This is a genomic window from Desulfosporosinus fructosivorans (assembly GCF_004766045.1).
Lineage (GTDB): Bacteria > Bacillota > Desulfitobacteriia > Desulfitobacteriales > Desulfitobacteriaceae > Desulfosporosinus > Desulfosporosinus fructosivorans.
The window spans coordinates 36,734-52,157 of record NZ_SPQQ01000013.1 but is presented as its reverse complement, the minus strand read 5'-3'; the positions used below and the strand labels follow the sequence as shown (position 1 = coordinate 52,157).

The 15,424-nt window shown below is 40.0% G+C and carries 17 protein-coding genes; 10 read left to right on the top strand and 7 right to left on the bottom strand.

Annotated features, from left to right (window positions below; genetic code table 11):
* Positions 1–45 precede the first annotated feature (45 nt).
* Genes E4K67_RS24780 through E4K67_RS24770 form a run of 3 tightly spaced genes read left to right on the top strand, consistent with a single transcriptional unit; the run spans position 46 to position 2,865 of the window.
* Positions 46–1,578, top strand: coding sequence for an ABC transporter ATP-binding protein (locus E4K67_RS24780; protein ID WP_135551644.1), 1,533 nt, complete (start codon positions 46–48; stop codon positions 1,576–1,578).
* A complete protein-coding gene (locus E4K67_RS24775) occupies positions 1,565–2,302 on the top strand; it encodes an energy-coupling factor transporter transmembrane component T family protein (protein WP_135551642.1) in 738 nt (245 codons plus the stop codon). The genes E4K67_RS24780 and E4K67_RS24775 overlap by 14 nt, the downstream gene beginning before the upstream one ends.
* A 32-nt stretch (positions 2,303–2,334) precedes the next feature.
* Positions 2,335–2,865 (top strand): hypothetical protein, encoded by a 531-nt coding sequence (locus E4K67_RS24770; RefSeq protein ID WP_135551640.1) that lies wholly within the window; start codon positions 2,335–2,337, stop codon positions 2,863–2,865.
* Between the two features lie 307 nt (positions 2,866–3,172).
* Here E4K67_RS24770 and E4K67_RS24765 read toward each other — a convergent pair whose 3' ends face one another.
* Positions 3,173–3,991, bottom strand: coding sequence for a GNAT family N-acetyltransferase (locus E4K67_RS24765; RefSeq protein WP_135551638.1), 819 nt, complete (start codon positions 3,989–3,991; stop codon positions 3,173–3,175).
* 131 nt (positions 3,992–4,122) lie between these two features.
* Here E4K67_RS24765 and E4K67_RS24760 point away from each other — a divergent pair, with 131 nt between their 5' ends.
* A complete protein-coding gene (locus E4K67_RS24760; RefSeq protein WP_135551636.1) occupies positions 4,123–5,445 on the top strand; it encodes an aminotransferase-like domain-containing protein in 1,323 nt (440 codons plus the stop codon).
* Positions 5,446–5,530: 85 nt separating this feature from the next.
* On the opposite strand, the gene E4K67_RS24755 is transcribed toward E4K67_RS24760, so the two are convergent.
* Positions 5,531–6,703, bottom strand: coding sequence for an iron-containing alcohol dehydrogenase (locus tag E4K67_RS24755; protein ID WP_135551634.1), 1,173 nt, complete (start codon positions 6,701–6,703; stop codon positions 5,531–5,533).
* A gap of 80 nt (positions 6,704–6,783) precedes the next feature.
* Positions 6,784–7,254, bottom strand: coding sequence for a hypothetical protein (locus tag E4K67_RS24750; protein WP_135551632.1), 471 nt, complete (start codon positions 7,252–7,254; stop codon positions 6,784–6,786).
* A gap of 255 nt (positions 7,255–7,509) precedes the next feature.
* Here E4K67_RS24750 and E4K67_RS24745 point away from each other — a divergent pair, with 255 nt between their 5' ends.
* Positions 7,510–8,391, top strand: a complete 882-nt coding sequence (locus E4K67_RS24745) for a VOC family protein (RefSeq protein ID WP_135551630.1) — start codon at positions 7,510–7,512, stop codon at positions 8,389–8,391.
* 148 nt (positions 8,392–8,539) lie between these two features.
* On the opposite strand, the gene E4K67_RS24740 is transcribed toward E4K67_RS24745, so the two are convergent.
* Together E4K67_RS24740 and E4K67_RS24735 are read right to left on the bottom strand one after the other, a co-directional pair.
* A complete protein-coding gene (locus E4K67_RS24740; protein ID WP_135551628.1) occupies positions 8,540–8,857 on the bottom strand; it encodes an AzlD domain-containing protein in 318 nt (105 codons plus the stop codon).
* Positions 8,850–9,569: an AzlC family ABC transporter permease gene (locus tag E4K67_RS24735; protein ID WP_135551626.1), complete on the bottom strand. Its 720-nt coding sequence runs from the start codon at positions 9,567–9,569 to the stop codon at positions 8,850–8,852. Before E4K67_RS24735 ends, E4K67_RS24740 begins: the two co-directional genes overlap by 8 nt.
* A gap of 115 nt (positions 9,570–9,684) precedes the next feature.
* Here E4K67_RS24735 and pdxR point away from each other — a divergent pair, with 115 nt between their 5' ends.
* Together pdxR and rarD are read left to right on the top strand one after the other, a co-directional pair.
* Positions 9,685–11,196: a MocR-like pyridoxine biosynthesis transcription factor PdxR gene (pdxR, locus tag E4K67_RS24730; RefSeq protein WP_135551624.1), complete on the top strand. Its 1,512-nt coding sequence runs from the start codon at positions 9,685–9,687 to the stop codon at positions 11,194–11,196.
* A gap of 375 nt (positions 11,197–11,571) precedes the next feature.
* Positions 11,572–12,507 (top strand): EamA family transporter RarD, encoded by a 936-nt coding sequence (gene rarD, locus E4K67_RS24725; RefSeq protein ID WP_243454616.1) that lies wholly within the window; start codon positions 11,572–11,574, stop codon positions 12,505–12,507.
* Positions 12,508–12,645: 138 nt separating this feature from the next.
* Here rarD and E4K67_RS29950 read toward each other — a convergent pair whose 3' ends face one another.
* Both E4K67_RS29950 and E4K67_RS24715 read right to left on the bottom strand, forming a co-directional pair.
* Entirely contained in the window at positions 12,646–12,783 is a 138-nt protein-coding gene (locus E4K67_RS29950) for a hypothetical protein (protein ID WP_158408573.1), read from the bottom strand.
* Entirely contained in the window at positions 12,780–13,094 is a 315-nt protein-coding gene (locus E4K67_RS24715; protein WP_243454615.1) for a BlaI/MecI/CopY family transcriptional regulator, read from the bottom strand. The genes E4K67_RS29950 and E4K67_RS24715 overlap by 4 nt, the downstream gene beginning before the upstream one ends.
* Here E4K67_RS24715 and E4K67_RS24710 point away from each other — a divergent pair.
* From E4K67_RS24710 to E4K67_RS24700, 3 genes are all read left to right on the top strand, one after another.
* Positions 13,083–13,319, top strand: coding sequence for a hypothetical protein (locus E4K67_RS24710; protein ID WP_243454614.1), 237 nt, complete (start codon positions 13,083–13,085; stop codon positions 13,317–13,319). The two genes, E4K67_RS24715 and E4K67_RS24710, sit on opposite strands and share 12 nt — an antisense overlap.
* A 271-nt stretch (positions 13,320–13,590) precedes the next feature.
* On the top strand, positions 13,591–14,268 hold the full coding sequence (locus E4K67_RS24705; RefSeq protein WP_135551620.1) for a response regulator transcription factor: 678 nt from the start codon (positions 13,591–13,593) through the stop codon (positions 14,266–14,268).
* Entirely contained in the window at positions 14,265–15,326 is a 1,062-nt protein-coding gene (locus E4K67_RS24700) for a sensor histidine kinase (protein WP_243454613.1), read from the top strand. Before E4K67_RS24705 ends, E4K67_RS24700 begins: the two co-directional genes overlap by 4 nt.
* The last annotated feature ends 98 nt before the right edge of the window (positions 15,327–15,424 follow it).

Genomic DNA, 15,424 nt, shown 5'->3' with positions numbered 1-15,424 from the left:
GCTGGGACTTTTTTTAATTTTAATCCTTTAGGAGTTGTATGTGCTATGGAAACAATTGCGAAAATTAAAATTGATAAACTCGTATTTCCGCAGGAAGAAAAACCTGCGCTGAAAAACATTGATTTTGAGATTAAGCAGGGAGATTTCATCGTCATTACCGGGGGTGTGGCCTCTGGGAAATCGATTTTACTGCACTCTATCACAGGTGCTATCCCTCACTACCACAACGCAGAATTGACAGGCAAAGTCACAATCATGGGGCAAGATATTTTGGATATGCCCCTCAATAGAATGTCCGATTATGTGGGATACATGATGCAGGAACCCCAGAATCAAATTCTCAGCCTAGATGTCTACGAGGATGTTGCCTTCGGCCTCGGCAATCTGGAAATACCCTTGCAACAAATTGATCTGACGGTTAAAACGACGTTGGAATTGGTAGGCCTAACCGGCTATGAAAGCAGACAGACTGCTTCTCTTTCAGGCGGGGAGGCCCAACGTGTTGTCTTGGCCGGGGTTTTAGCTCTCGATGCCCCTATCTTGATTCTGGATCAGCCGACTGCCGAACTGGATTCCCAGGGGCGCTTTGAGCTTTATAAGCGGCTGGGTCAGTTAAATATTACTCAGAAGCTAACCATTGTTTTGGTCATGGACCGAATTGAAGAAGTCCTTAATTATGCCAACAGAGTCTTCTATATTGAGGATGGCGAAATTACCAAACAGTGTTCGCCTGACGAATACTACAAGGAGCAAATCGAGTGTCGATTGGGTAGGTTAAAATACAAAACTTCCTTTAATTCGGATCGTGTTAAGTCCGAGGGAATCATTGCGGAAATGACCAATGTCACTTACCAGTACAATAACGATTTACTGGGTTGTGAAGACATTAGTTTAGAGATTTATCAGGGCGACTTTTTATCGATCGTTGGTTTAAATGGCTCTGGAAAATCTACATTGGCTAAACTGCTTATTGGTCTCTTAAAACCTACTAAAGGTGAGATTAAAGTGTTTAACCAGACTCTGAATAAGGGAAACCTGACAAAGACCCGTACGCAGGTGGGTTTTCTGTTTCAAAACCCCGACTATCAGATCTTTGCAAGCACCGTGGAAGAAGAAGTTGGATTTTCACTGAAGCTGAGGGACGTACAGACTAAAGTAATCGAACAGAAGATCGAGGAGTGCCTAGAATTTGTGGGGCTGCTAAACTACAGGAAAATACACCCTCATCGCTTAAGTCGCGGCCAGCGCCAGCTTTTGGCCCTAGCCTCCATCCTCGTCAGTGATCCGGAATTCATCATCGCCGACGAACCGACCTCGGGACTTGACGAAACCCAAGGATATATGATCATGGATAAACTCTTCGATTTATCGAAACATGGCAAAACAATTTTGCTGATCACCCACGATCTAAATATGGCAAAAGACTATTCAAACCGCTTAGTTGCCCTGCATAACCATCGTCTTCGACTTGATATTTCGATAAGAGATCTCAATCAACATCTCGATACGCTTAAAGCGATTGGCCTGGACTTCCAAAATCTTATGTCATTCAGGGAGGGTAACGATGGGACTTTCTAAGCTTGATCCCCGGACAAAGCTGGCCTGGTATGCGCTGATGATCTATCTTTCCCTGAGTATGGGGACCGCTGTTCAGTTGTGCCTTGCTTTATTGGTATGTATTATGGCGTCGCTTATCTTAACCGGCTCCTTGAAGCAGTATAAGGTCATGATTATCATCATATTACTTTTAGGACTTCAGATTCTGATCATCCAGCTGCTTTTCTGCCGGGAAGGCGTTCTACTCTACCAATGGGGAATCCTTAAAATTTACAGTGAAGCCGTACCACTAGCGATCACCGGCATACTGAAGGGTTCGCTGATTGTTTTTGCGAGTATGCAATTTTTCACTTCGGCCTCACCCCAAGACTTTACCTTGATGCTCGTGAAATTCAACATTCCCTACCGCTATGCCATGCTGGTAGGACTGAGCGCCCGCTTCCTCCCTCTCATGAAAGCAGAGTATATATCCATAGTCGATAGCCAGAGAACCCGGGGCCTTAAAATGGAGAACGTATGGGACAATCTCAAAGGGGTAATTCCAACCTTTATGCCGTTTTTATATCGCGCTGTTCGGCGCTCAACAGAAACGGCCCTAGCCATGGAGTTAAGGGGCTATGGACGAAGCAAAACCCGAACCTTTAGTTCGGATTTAACCATTAAGCATTACGATATTGCTTTAATCTCAGCGATATTATTGGTAATCATCATCAGCCTGGCAAGCAGGATATTACTATTAATATAAACACTATTATCATATGAGGAGGAGAATTAGAAATGAAAGAAAAATATTTCAGAACAGACACCAAAGCATTAGTTGGCTCCGTCATCGTAGGGATTGTATTTCTGATTATGATGCAGGTCACAGGACGTATCGACGGTATACTAGACCCAACCTTCTTACTATTTAATGGCACCTGCTGGGCCTTCTTTACTGGCCTAATTATCTTAATGTACAAACAACCAGCGGGTATTATTGCCGGATTAGTGGAAGCCATTGTAGCCATGGCAACTGGCTATTCAGCACTGGCATTTTTCTTCTTATTCGCCAATGTCATTGGCTCCATTGCCTACTCCTTGATTGCTAGTAATCTTTCCATGGGAAAATTAAGCCACCATATCTTAGCAATGCTCGGTTGTACTGTTACCGGAAATTTTTGCGTTATGATAGGACTGATCTATGCCCTTCATCTTGACTGGAAGATCGCACTTTTAACTTCAAGTATAACTACCTTAGTAGGAACTATTGTTGCAGGCATCCTGGCCAAGAGTGTCTACGGCGCCTTACAGAAATCAGCATTGCTCTAGAAATTGGGGGATTTTAATTTTCGCTAGTTGCGCTATGAGTTTATCATTTCGGGCTGCTATGGAAAATTGGTGTGGACACTCAAAATGCAGTTAGACATATATCAACGTTAAAATCCTAAAAATTCATACGAAATATCCCTCGCTAGGTGATATAAACACAAGAAAATCCACGATACAATTGTTGTATTGTGGATTTTAATTTTCGGAGGTGTATGGATGAGTCATATAAAAGGCGTAGTACCAAAAGATGACTACCGATTGGAGGTGCATTTAGATAACGGAAGTAGTGTAATGTTAGATAAGAATTCTATATGGATAGCCGATAATAAGGGATATAAAGTGTCGGTATAAATCCAAGTTTGAGAGCCAACTGGTATGATGCAATATTTTCCATGCGACACGCCCAAATAGGTTCCAAACCATTTTCTATACAGTAATTAATAAGAGCTGAGCAAACGTATAATGCAAACCCTTTACTTCTATACTTTTCTAAGGTCTCGATACCAATTTCCAATTGATTCTCAAACCTACATGACGAAAAAGCTGTAGAAGCAGCTTCTCCATCATAAATCAGGCTAAATCCTATTCCTTTATTTTGGAATTGATCTTCGTTGTCCCAAAAATACTTTGGAATTACACTTCCCGGCATAGTTTTTAACATTTCATTTGTTGTACGTACTATTTCGTGTTCTTGTCTATCTAATTGTCCTTTAATGGTCTTATATTCACGTATATTAAAAATGAAATTGACTCTGGTGTTTTCTAGAACTCTATTCTGATTTGCAGAATCTATTTTCACTAGATACGAGTCTAAAATTGATTCGATTTTATGGTTCCAAGAATTAGGAAATGCTTGCAACCATTCATATTTATTCCGAATCTTATTCTTATTAGTCAAATGATGAAATAAATCCTCATTGAAATTTTCCTTTTCCGTATCACCAAATAGTAGTGACATTCCATATGGATGTACGATATAAAATACTTTTGGGTCCTTATCACTATCTACATATACTGAGCCACTTATTCTCTTATAAATAACTGCTTTAGCAAACAAAGTATTAATTGTTAAACTCTCCAATGGTGTAACAACTTTAAAATAATCCTTAACCTCTAACTTTATCATATCAATGCCCCTTATGTAATAAATTATAAATTGCAATTCACTTACTAATTTATTATATTTATTCTAATTGATGTCATTGGCATAAGCTAGAAAATAATAACTAACCTATACCGGTATAGAAATGAGGTCATGTGATTTATAAATATCAATTAGTTGCTGATTTAATAAGACAAAAGATATCTCTCGTTGCATATAAGCCTGGTGAAAAGTTGCCGTCAGTACAGGTGCTTTCAAAGGAATTGTCCTATAATTCTGATACAATCGTGAAAGCTTATAAATTACTTGAATCAGAGCATTTAATTTATTCCTTTCCCAAAAGTGGTTATTATGTTGTGAAATCTTCGATAACCGTAAAAAGTAGGAATGACATAATCGATATGGTAACGACTGGCCCGCCCGATTACATTAATCCATACAAGGATTTTTATCATTGTATGGAAAAAGCTATTTCGTTATATGAGAAAAAGCTGTTTGAGTATTCTTCACCGCAGGGTATGCCGGAATTAATACATGGCTTAGTCAAACACTTGGTAAATTTTCAAGTCTTCACAAAACCACAAAATATTTTTATAACCAATGGCTCACAGCAAGCTTTGTATATTCTGGCGGCTCTCTCTTTTCCTAATGCTCGCACGAAAGTACTTGTAGAGCAACCAACATATTCTGTCATGCTTCAAGTAATGAAATGTACAAAAACTCCAGTTGTCGGTATTAGAAGAACACATGAGGGTATTAACCTAAATGAACTGGAATCATTATTTAAACAAGGAGATATTAAATTCTTTTATACTATGCCAAGATATCAAAACCCTACGGGATTTTGTTATAATCGTGAACAGAAAAAAGAAATAATCAGGCTTGCTAAAAAGTATGAAGTCTATATTGTAGAGGATGATTATTTAGCAGACTTGGAACTGGATACTAAGATAGATCCGATGTACGCAATGGGAGAACCAGAACGGATGATCTACATTCGGAGCTTTTCGAAAACACTGTTACCAGGATTGCGCCTGGGAATGGTAATATTACCACTGGAACTCCAAAATGAATTTGTAACCTATAAACGGAGCATCGATCTGAACTCCCCAATCCTAACACAGGGTGCTCTAGAGATTTACCTGCAAAGTAGTATGTACAAGTTTCATGTGCAAAGAACTAAAAAGTATTACAAAGAAAAGATGGATGTTTTACGAGATGCAATCGAGCAACAACAAGATGGAATCATAAAATGTTATATACCTAAAACAGGGATTTATGCTTGCCTAGAGTTAAATTGTGTATCGGCCAATATTCTTGTAAAACGGTTGTCGAAATATAATGTACTTTTGAGCAGTACAAACAGTTGTTATATCGATGGTTTTCCTCACTCAGACGGTTTACGTTTATGTGTTTGTAAAACGGATGATGATGATATCAGAAGAACGATTAAGCTCATAAGTAAAGAATTAAACTAATTATAAGATTACAAAACAATCTTCACTCCAATATTGAAGGTTTGACTACTTCCGTTGTTCTCGAGAGCCCGTTCATTGACACAAGCTAGAATGCTGCTTTAAAGAGGCTAATAAAATCTTCAACAAAGCCTTGTCTTGGATTTGTAAAGGAACAGATATCTTTTATTGCATTCTGAGAGAGGGTCTTAATATCACTTTCCTTTAGCCCCATCTCACTTAATTTGCTGGGGATTTCTATTGTAGCCCTTAATTTTTCAATTGAGTCTATAATTAAGTCGACAGCTTGAGACCTGTTATGGGTAATGGCCCCCATGGCTTCACATAATTTCAGGATTCTTTGTTCAGGTATGGAGACGGAATTAAACTCAAACACATAAGGGAGCAAGACAGCATTATAGCAACCATGGGTTTGATTATAAAATCCTCCCAATTGATGGGCCATAGAATGCACATAGCCTAATCCGGCATTATTAAACGCCATGCCAGCCATAATACTTGCGAACATCATTTTTTCCCTAGCTTCGAGATCATTGCCATTCTCATAGGCTCTCGGAAGATACTCAATAGCTAAGCTTATTGCTTCGAGTGCTAATGAATCCGTTATAGGAGAAGCTTCTGTCGATACAAAAGCTTCTATGCCATGGGAAACAACATCAATACCTGAGCTGGCGGTTACTTCTCTAGGCATTGTTGTCATAAATATGGGATCGTTGACTGAAATAAATGGGGTTAGAAAAGGCGACGCAATCGTCATTTTCACCTTTCTGGAATTATCTACTACTATGGCAAACATCGTTAATTCTGCGGCAGAGCCTGCGGTTGTATTGATAGCAATTTGCGGTATTGCTGGTTTGGTTACTTTATTATATCCTTCATAATTAATAATTGAACCGCCATTTGTAGCTACTGTAGCGATTGCTTTGGCACAGTCATGATTTGTTCCGCCGCCGATGGAAATGATCAATTTGTAGTTTCGTTTAAAGATATTAAGTCCTTTGTTGAGATACGTTAAGCCGTCTTCTACAAAAGAAACCGTAGGATTGGGATGCAAAATTCCGTCAAAAATATCATATGAAATGAATAAACTCTTTAAGATCTTTTCCACATTTTCGACATATCCGAGACTGATCATGTTTTTATCTGTAACAATCAGGACTTTACTTAATTTCCAGGATAATAGTTCATTAGGAAGGTCTTTGATAGCTCCAATACCAATAAGATTTGTTTTTGGTAAAATATAATTATGAGTGTTTTCCAACTAGCCTACCTCCACCATTCTTGTTCTTACTCGATATGATATTGGAAATGGTAAGTTATTCTTTCGTATTATCCCCTTGATTACTTCTGGAAAGTCTTGCGTTCAATGAAACTATTTAATTTATAATAACCCCAGGTAGCTATTGAAAACCAAACAACAAAGCCTAATAGAGGTAACCAAACCCTGCTGGAGGATTTTAAGATACCCAAATCAACGACCATGTTATAATACATTAAAGAAAAAAAGATCCCGCTGCCAGCGAATACATAATTCAATGGTTTTTGAGGAGGTAAGAAATAAAAATACAATATAAAAAATATTGACCATGTTACATTGGCAAAAATATGTACCCCGATGAAGCCAAAAGGCCCGTAGTTTATCCAAGCGAATAAACCGGTGAAATAACCGAAAATATGTATCAGACTGTCCAGCATTCCGCCAAAAATGATTCCGTAAATAGATAAACGTTGGATTTCTTTTCTAGGAACATTAGCTAATAGGATGACCGAGAAAATTGTGGTAAAGATTGGATAGATAAAGTAAAGTGGCATTGTTGCTATCTCCTCTTGATAACTGGATTTAGGATTTAAATTAGATTATCCACTATCTACGGGTAATATTCTGTCCGAAGCGGACAACAAAAGTGGACCTATATATAACAAAGACCGATCACAAATTGATCGGTCTTTGTTAGTCAGTTTTCAATGAAGGACCTAAGTGGGCTAAGGAGGTTTTGCAAATTTGGATTCTCATTAATTACGCAGTATAATTGAGAAAAATCTGCATGAATGCGAGAGGAGATCGATATGCAAAAGATTATCCCACACTTATGGTTTGACAAGGAAGCGGATGAGGCATCAAAATTCTATATGTCTCTATTTGAAGGATCAAAAATTAAGAACAAAACCATATTAAATGACACACCATCAGGGTCAGTGGATATGATCACAATTGAGCTCGCAGGACAAGAATTAATGCTGCTGTCAGCGGGTCCATTATTTAAATTCACACCAGCGGTATCATTTCTCATCGCTTGTAGTTCTATTGAAGAGGCTGAGGTGTTATGGAAGAAACTTATCGAAAATGGTGCAGCGCTCATGGCACTAGATGCCTATCCGTTTAGCGAAAAATATGGATGGCTGATTGACAGATACGGCCTTTCTTGGCAAGTGATGTACATGGGTGATTTCGAGATTAAGCAAAAAATAACCCCAACACTTATGTTTGTCGGGGATCAGTGTGGAAATGCAGAAGAGGCTATCCAATTCTACACAACATTATTTAAACACTCAAGCATTGGTAATATCCTTAGATACGGTGAAGATGCTGCTCCGAACAAAGCTGACTCGATTCAACATGTCGACTTCGTACTTGTTAACCAAACCTTTGCAGCGATGGACAGCGCCTATGATCACGGCTTTACTTTTAATGAGGCTATTTCATTGATGGTGATGTGCGATACACAAGCAGAAATAGACTATTATTGGGATAAGCTATCTGCCGTTCCTGAAGCAGAACAATGTGGTTGGTTAAAGGACAAATATGGATTTTCATGGCAGATTGTACCCACGATTATGAATGAGATGATGCAGAATAAGGATGCTACAAAATTGGCCCAAGTGACTGAAGCATTTCTTAAAATGAAAAAATTTGATATTGCAGAATTGATAAAGGCATATGAAAAATAATTACAAGAATGATTAAAGCGGTTGTCCAAAATTACTATCCCCTCAATGTTCAAAAGATATTGGGGTATAACTTGCCCTTTATGAAAGTTCTGAGAGCGACCAGTAAGGTCGCTTTCGCTATTATATGGCATTTGAAGAAAGTAGTTCTCTACAATAACTTCAGGACAAACATAATTGACATTCCGATACCTAAGGTGGCAATAATATTACGGCTCTTATAAGCCACAAAAGCAGCAACAATGCCCGCAATCAGGTAGTGATTGTTTAAACTAATATCCAAATATCCCTTGGGTAAAAGTAATGATGGTACGATTAAGGCTGTCAATATGGCAACTGGGACATATTTTAACCATCTATTTAACCAAGTTGGTACTCCAGTAAACCGGAACAAGGCTAGAGTTCCGATTCTAGTAAAATAAGTGACTAAGGTCATTCCTATAATGATGTAAAAAACTTCACTACGCATGTTTGCTATCCCCCTCTAATAAGCCCCCGATTAAGCTGGCCGTAAGGCAGGCGATAATAATATACCACTTACCGGGTAAATACAGGGCAGCTAATACCGAAACCACTGCAGCCACACCGAAAACAATTAGACTGATACGGTTTCTCAACAGCGGTATCAGCAATACCAGAAATGTTGCTGGCATGGCAAAATCAAGCCCCCAAGTTAAGGGTTCGGAAATGTAGCTACCTAAAACTACCCCAGCTACAGTGGCCAAAACCCAAACTAGATAAAGCAAAGTACTCACGGTCAATTGATAGAGCACACTGTATTTGGCCTTGTGAATTCGGCTAATGGTCAGGGCATAGGCTTCATCGGTCAAAAAGAAAGCAAGGAGTGCTTGGAGAGGAAACGGTAGTCTAATCATATAGGGTGCTAAGGATGATCCCAGGATCAAGTGGCGCAAGTTCACCAGTAAGGTAGTAAGTATTATAATTCCCCAGCCCATGCCTGCGCTCAACATGGTAATGCCAATAAACTGTGATGCACCGGCAAAAACAAAGACAGACATCAGAATAGTTTCTAATCCTGACATTTTTGCTGTAAGCCCCATTATCCCGCAGGTGATACCAAAGGGCACTACCCCGAGCAGCACTGGAGTGCAATCCCGGAGTGCCACCCATGCTTCTTCCGCTAGTTCGTTCTTACCTGAGAGGAGAGTTGATAACTTCATAATCATTCCACCTACCTATAATATTTCTTAAATCTTAACGATTGGAGAATATATTGTAAATATCCAATTGCGCTTATATAATAAAAATTGGATACAAAATAAGGGGAAGTGCTAAATGGACATATCCAAACACCTGAATAGTGCAGAGCTGGATACTTTGAATAAGCAACCGCTCTATCTGCAAATGGCCTTACTCATTGCTGACAAAATCCAAAAGCAAATCCTGCCTTCAGGTACGAAGCTACCCCCTGAGCGCGAATTAGCTGACCTCTTTGCTGTAAGCCGTACAACTGCTATCAATGCCTATCGCAAGTTGGAACAGCAGGGATTGGTATGGACAAAAGTAGGTAGCGGGACTTATGTAGCGCAAAGGCGAGATGTTGATTCCCTATCCGAAGTTCCCTGGCTCCAACTGTTTACCGCCTATCCTCAAAACCCGTCAGCCTCAATCTTGAGGGACATGCTTTCTACTCCTACGCAAGGTACTATATCTCTAGCCGCAGGCATGCCTGATCCGGCTCTTTATCCTATGAAGACCTTTACCGAGTTGTTTAACCGCAATATTGGAAGGGCCGCCCCGGGTGATTTTGGACATATTGCCATAGAAGGTTATAACCCTTTGAGAAAGGTAATCGCCGCAATGTTGAGCGAGAAGGGCATACCGGCTTCGACGGAGAACATACTCACTCTCTCTGGGTCCCAACAAGGCATATATTTACTTAGCAAAGTATTGTTGGAACCAGGCGACTATGTTGTGATGGAAGCACCAACGTTTATTGGTGCTATTCAAGTATTTCAGGCTGCAGGGGCAAAGATTTTAAGCCTGCCTTGCTCGGGAAAATTATCCTTAGAGCTGTTGGAGGACTTTATAATTCGTTACCGGCCAAAATTGTTATATCTGATACCTACTTATCAAAACCCGACCGGCAGGGTAATGCCTACACAAGAACGCCAGGATTTGCTAAAACTCGCCAAACGTCATCGGCTTGTGATAGTGGAAGACGATCCTTATAGCGATTTGTACTATGGGGAACAGCCCCCTCAGTCTCTTAAAACTTTAGATTCCTACGGAGGAGTAGTTTATCTGGGGACTTTCTCAAAAATTCTATTCCCAGGTTTACGTACAGGCTATCTTGTAGGTCCGCCTGTTTTAATCAACCGGCTTGCCTTGGAAAAACAGTTTATTGACCTGCATTCCAACAACATAGCCCAATGGCTTGTGACAATGTTTTTAAATGAAGGAATGCTTGCAGAGCATCTGACCACGGTGCGGAGGGAATATAAAAAACGCCGGGACACAATGGCTAATGCCCTCCAGCGTTTGTGTGCGAACCATATTGAATTTATCGTACCCGAGGGAGGATTTTACTTTTGGTGTAAGTTAAAAGAAGCGGGTACTTCCCAGCGACTCCTACAAGAAGCTGCAAAAAACCGAATTTCCTTTGTGCCTGGCGAAGCCTTCCATACAGTACCCACCCTTGATAAAGAGTTTCGCCTCTGTTTTACAACTCACAATGAAGCAGTATTGCTTGAAGGCGTAAAGCGCTTGGCTAAAACTTTGACACAAATAACAAAAAAGAATAAAGATAACGATGTACCGCCTTGTTCGGTATGGCCGATTGTTTAAATATAGGTACCAGAACAAAAAATGTTGTACTTTTAATGTAGAAAAAAACAGTCATGGGCAGGATATAACAGGAAAATGAAGAATTTTAGATATAGTTGAAGATGGTCAGTGACTAGCGGCGATTAAATATCTGACCATCGTTCAATATACACCGGAGCTTTCGAAGGATATCTAATTAAATACAGCATCTGCAACTAACTTCTTACGAGGATTAGTTGCAGATGCTTAACTATAAATTGCAATTTCGTAATTATAAGTATAGACCGTTTTTTCATAGTTAGAGTGGTATCATATTACGTTTGAAAAATAGAAAGAGAGGGTGAAGGCAGATTTGTGTTGGGGATTAGAGTGGAGAGGTAGATTGGGGATGTTTTTTTGTTAAATAAACTTATGAGGACTCTAGGTGAAAGGTCCTATGGTAAGGGAATTGCTTACGCTATTTTGTCCTATGTATTGTGGGGAATTCTTCCATTGTTTTGGAAAGCCTTGAAGCAAATCGATGCTTCGGAAATACTTGCTTCTCGAATATTGTGGTCTTTCGTATTTCTATTGTTGATTCTCTTAACCGTCGGAGGTTTAAGAGACCTTCAAAAGGTTTTTTCAAGCGCGAAGACCATCTTAAGTGTATTTGTCGGGAGTCTATTAATCACTGCTAATTGGTTTATTTATATTTGGGCGGTTAATAATAATCACGTAATAGAAGCAAGTTTAGGTTATTATATTAATCCATTATTTACAGTTGTCTTAGGTATTGTTGTCTTAAAAGAGCGAATAGATAAGTGGCAGGTCGTCTCGTTATTATTAGCGTTATTAGGCGTAATTGTGATTACTGTTCAATATGGAAAGATGCCTTGGGTGGCCCTGTTACTCGCAATTTCCTTCGGATTATATGGGTTGGTTAAGAAACTATCTGATCTCACATCGATTATCGGTCTAACGGCGGAAACCATGATTATTGCCCCAATAGCGTTAGGGTACATAGTTTATAAACAAGTCGAAGGAACGAGTACTTTAACTGCTTTGCCTTTAAATGTATTAATATTAGTCGTTCTTACTGGAATAGTGACCGCGATCCCCCTCTTGTTGTTTGCACAAGCAGCCAAATGTGTCCCCTTATCAACTATTGGATTTATCCAATATCTATCTCCTAGCATTACTCTTCTAATGGGTATTTTCTTGTTTAAAGAAGTTTTTACTGGGGTTGATTTTATGAGCTTTGGTCTAATTTGGCTGGCGTTAGGGATATACTCTTTTTCGAGGAAGGACTTCCTTGATGCTATGTTTAAGAAACAGTATGGAAAAGTGGCGTGAGCGTAGTGTTGTCTATTTGTCCATATAATCATTCGTGTCCAACGGGAGTCCCTTGGCTTTCAAGTGAACTTCCACTATCTCTGATAATCCTACATTGCGATAAATCCCGATTAGTCAGCGAATACATAGAATGCGAGGTCATGATGGCAACCACTTATGAAAGATATCTAAAACTGAATCTTGACGGCTCCCGCGTTGGATTGGAGCGTCACGAAATGTCCCGTAAGCATTTTTGACAGCCAAAATCAGGAGTTCCCGACGGATTAATGTATTCATTTGATCGCCTGCTCAATGTTGGTTTTCAGTGCCGCTGCATCTTTGGACGTTAATCGTTTCCCATCTAAGAAAGCAGTCAAAAATTGTGGCAACGACCCGTTGAAAGCTTTCTCAATTAATGTTTCACTCTCGTATTTTTGGACCTCTTCACGTTTGACAAGTGAGGCGACAACCGCATCTTCGTTTTTCAAGATTCCTCGCTCACATAATTTCCTGAGGACCGTGTAGGTAGTGGACTTTTTCCACCCTAAATTTTCGTTCACAAGGTTAAAGGTCGAGAGTTTGACAATGTCTTTCTGATGCTGGACCAATTTGACCCTGGAACGAACGAGGCAAAACGCCAGCTTTATTTTGCCATGACTAGGGTAAAACACAATCTTACCCTTTACGATAATGGGAACTATTTGGATTCCATTACAGCCGAGGCTATGCAAGTGGTTGTTGATTCTCAAAGGTATCTTCCACTCCAAGAATTGGTCATGCAATTATCCCATCGGGACGTTCAGCTGGATTTTTTCCTATTCAGCAGCATTTGATATTTAGATTGGACAGAAGACGGCATATACTCGACTGTGCCACTAAAGACATTTGTAAATATATTCCTTCAGTTCTAATACAGTATTGAATTCTAAGGAAGTAGCTATTATTTTAGCGGTACCTATGGCTACATGATCTTTATCTTTGTGGTGAAACAGTTGAATCTGCCTGATATTCTATCTTTCAAATGGATCCCTTCGGTTACAATAATTTATACTCCGTTTATATTTCTGGTATAAGCTAAAAGCTATACAGGAGGTGAAGTTTCCAATGGGCAGGATAATGATCGTTGATGACGATAATTACATTCGTGAACTTGTAAGCACATTATTAATAAATGAAGGCTTCAGCATCTATGAGGCAACAAATGGTCGTGTTGCACTCCAAAAATTCAGCGAAGAAATTCCTGACTTATGCATTATTGATATCATGATGCCAAAAATGGATGGCTTTGAACTATGCCAGATTATTCGTCAAAACTATCAGGATATACCCATTTTGATGCTAACCGCTGATGGGGAAATCAGTCAGAAGATCAAAGGGTTTGAGCGAGGGATTGATGATTATCTGACAAAGCCCTTTGAGGCTCCTGAACTGATTCTAAGAGTGAAGGCCTTGCTTCGGCGCTATAAAATTATATCCTCACAGAGTGTTCAAATCGGAACCTTAACCATTGATAAAAATAGCTATACCATCTGCACGGATAACGAAAAAATGGACATCCCCATGAAGGAATTTGAACTATTGTTTAAGCTGGCAGGCACTCCGGGCAAGACGTTCCCTCGGGATCAATTGATAGAGGGTATCTGGGGGTATGACTTTGAGGGGAATGAACGGACCCTTGATGTCCATGTGAATCGATTACGGGAGCGCTTCCCGGCAGAACAATATGGGTTCAAGATAACGACAGTACGAGGGCTGGGTTATCGTTTGGAGGTGTTGACTTGAAAGCACCCCGAATGATATTTTCTGGTTTTGCACGTGGGCTGGCGACTGGAATAATTAGTCTCTTTTTTTTAGTAGTTGGCTATTGGTTGGCTGTATTGATTCTTTCAGATATAGACCGTCCAACGCCACTGCGTGCCTATATTGTCTCTATCCTTTTCGGCTTTGCTGGAACCGTTCTCATCGTTCATTGGGTATTCCAAGAACGGCTCAATCATAGGCAGATGGATTATATCAACATTGTGACGAACGCCTTGAATAAAATCGCCCAGGGTGATTTTGATGTAGTCATTCCAACAACTTATTCAAACCTCCAGAGAAATGACTTTCATGGAATTTCCGAAAGTGTCAACAAGATGGCTGAAGGACTCAGCTCTATGGAGAGGTTAAGACAGGAGTTTATCTCCAATGTATCCCACGAGATACAATCCCCCCTTACTTCGATCAGTGGATTCGCTGCGCTTCTAAAAAACGAAGCGCTTAGCGCGGAACTGAGAAGGCATTATGTCGAGGTTATCGAAACAGAAAGTAGGAGATTGTCCAAACTGAGCGATAATCTTCTGAAATTATCAGCCTTAGAATCAGAACACGTTTCCTTTGCACCGCATGAATTCAGGCTGGACAAACAGATTGAAAGCGCCATATTAATGCTGGAGCCGCAATGGCTGGAGAAAGGCATTAATCTTGACCTTTCCCTGCACAAGCTCATGTTCATGGGGGATGAGGGATTGCTTTCGCAGGTGTGGGTAAATCTACTTCACAATGCCGTTAAGTTTACCCCGGAGGCTGGAAATATCAGCGTTACACTGACAGAGAACGAAAATGCGGTACGCTGTACCATCGCTGATAACGGCATCGGTATTTCAGAGACAGACCAGATCCATCTATTTGAGAGATTCTATAAGGTGGATAAGTCAAGAGAACGTTCGCTGGGTGGTAATGGATTGGGTTTATCCTTAGTGAAAAAAATAGTGACTATGCACAAGGGGCAGATACGCCTTAAAAGCGCCTTAGGCAAGGGGACGGAGTTTATCATTTCGTTGCCACGTTTGGATGGATAATAAAAATCACAAAGGTAATTTAAACACCGCAGATGTATTGTATAGCAAACATCTGCGGTGTTTTATTTGTTTGCTCTGTTTACATTGCGTTAATGTTC

Excerpts from the sequence above, each read along its gene's own strand:
- E4K67_RS24780 (WP_135551644.1), top strand. The coding sequence starts at position 46 with ATGGAAACAATTGCGAAAATTAAAATTGATAAACTCGTATTTCCGCAG.
- E4K67_RS24775 (WP_135551642.1), top strand. The coding sequence starts at position 1,565 with ATGGGACTTTCTAAGCTTGATCCCCGGACAAAGCTGGCCTGGTATGCG.
- E4K67_RS24770 (WP_135551640.1), top strand. The coding sequence starts at position 2,335 with ATGAAAGAAAAATATTTCAGAACAGACACCAAAGCATTAGTTGGCTCC.
- E4K67_RS24765 (WP_135551638.1), bottom strand. The coding sequence starts at position 3,991 with ATGATAAAGTTAGAGGTTAAGGATTATTTTAAAGTTGTTACACCATTG.
- E4K67_RS24750 (WP_135551632.1), bottom strand. The coding sequence starts at position 7,254 with ATGCCACTTTACTTTATCTATCCAATCTTTACCACAATTTTCTCGGTC.
- E4K67_RS24745 (WP_135551630.1), top strand. The coding sequence starts at position 7,510 with ATGCAAAAGATTATCCCACACTTATGGTTTGACAAGGAAGCGGATGAG.
- E4K67_RS24740 (WP_135551628.1), bottom strand. The coding sequence starts at position 8,857 with ATGCGTAGTGAAGTTTTTTACATCATTATAGGAATGACCTTAGTCACT.
- E4K67_RS24735 (WP_135551626.1), bottom strand. The coding sequence starts at position 9,569 with ATGAAGTTATCAACTCTCCTCTCAGGTAAGAACGAACTAGCGGAAGAA.
- pdxR (WP_135551624.1), top strand. The coding sequence starts at position 9,685 with ATGGACATATCCAAACACCTGAATAGTGCAGAGCTGGATACTTTGAAT.
- E4K67_RS29950 (WP_158408573.1), bottom strand. The coding sequence starts at position 12,783 with ATGAATACATTAATCCGTCGGGAACTCCTGATTTTGGCTGTCAAAAAT.
- E4K67_RS24710 (WP_243454614.1), top strand. The coding sequence starts at position 13,083 with ATGCTGGACCAATTTGACCCTGGAACGAACGAGGCAAAACGCCAGCTT.
- E4K67_RS24705 (WP_135551620.1), top strand. The coding sequence starts at position 13,591 with ATGGGCAGGATAATGATCGTTGATGACGATAATTACATTCGTGAACTT.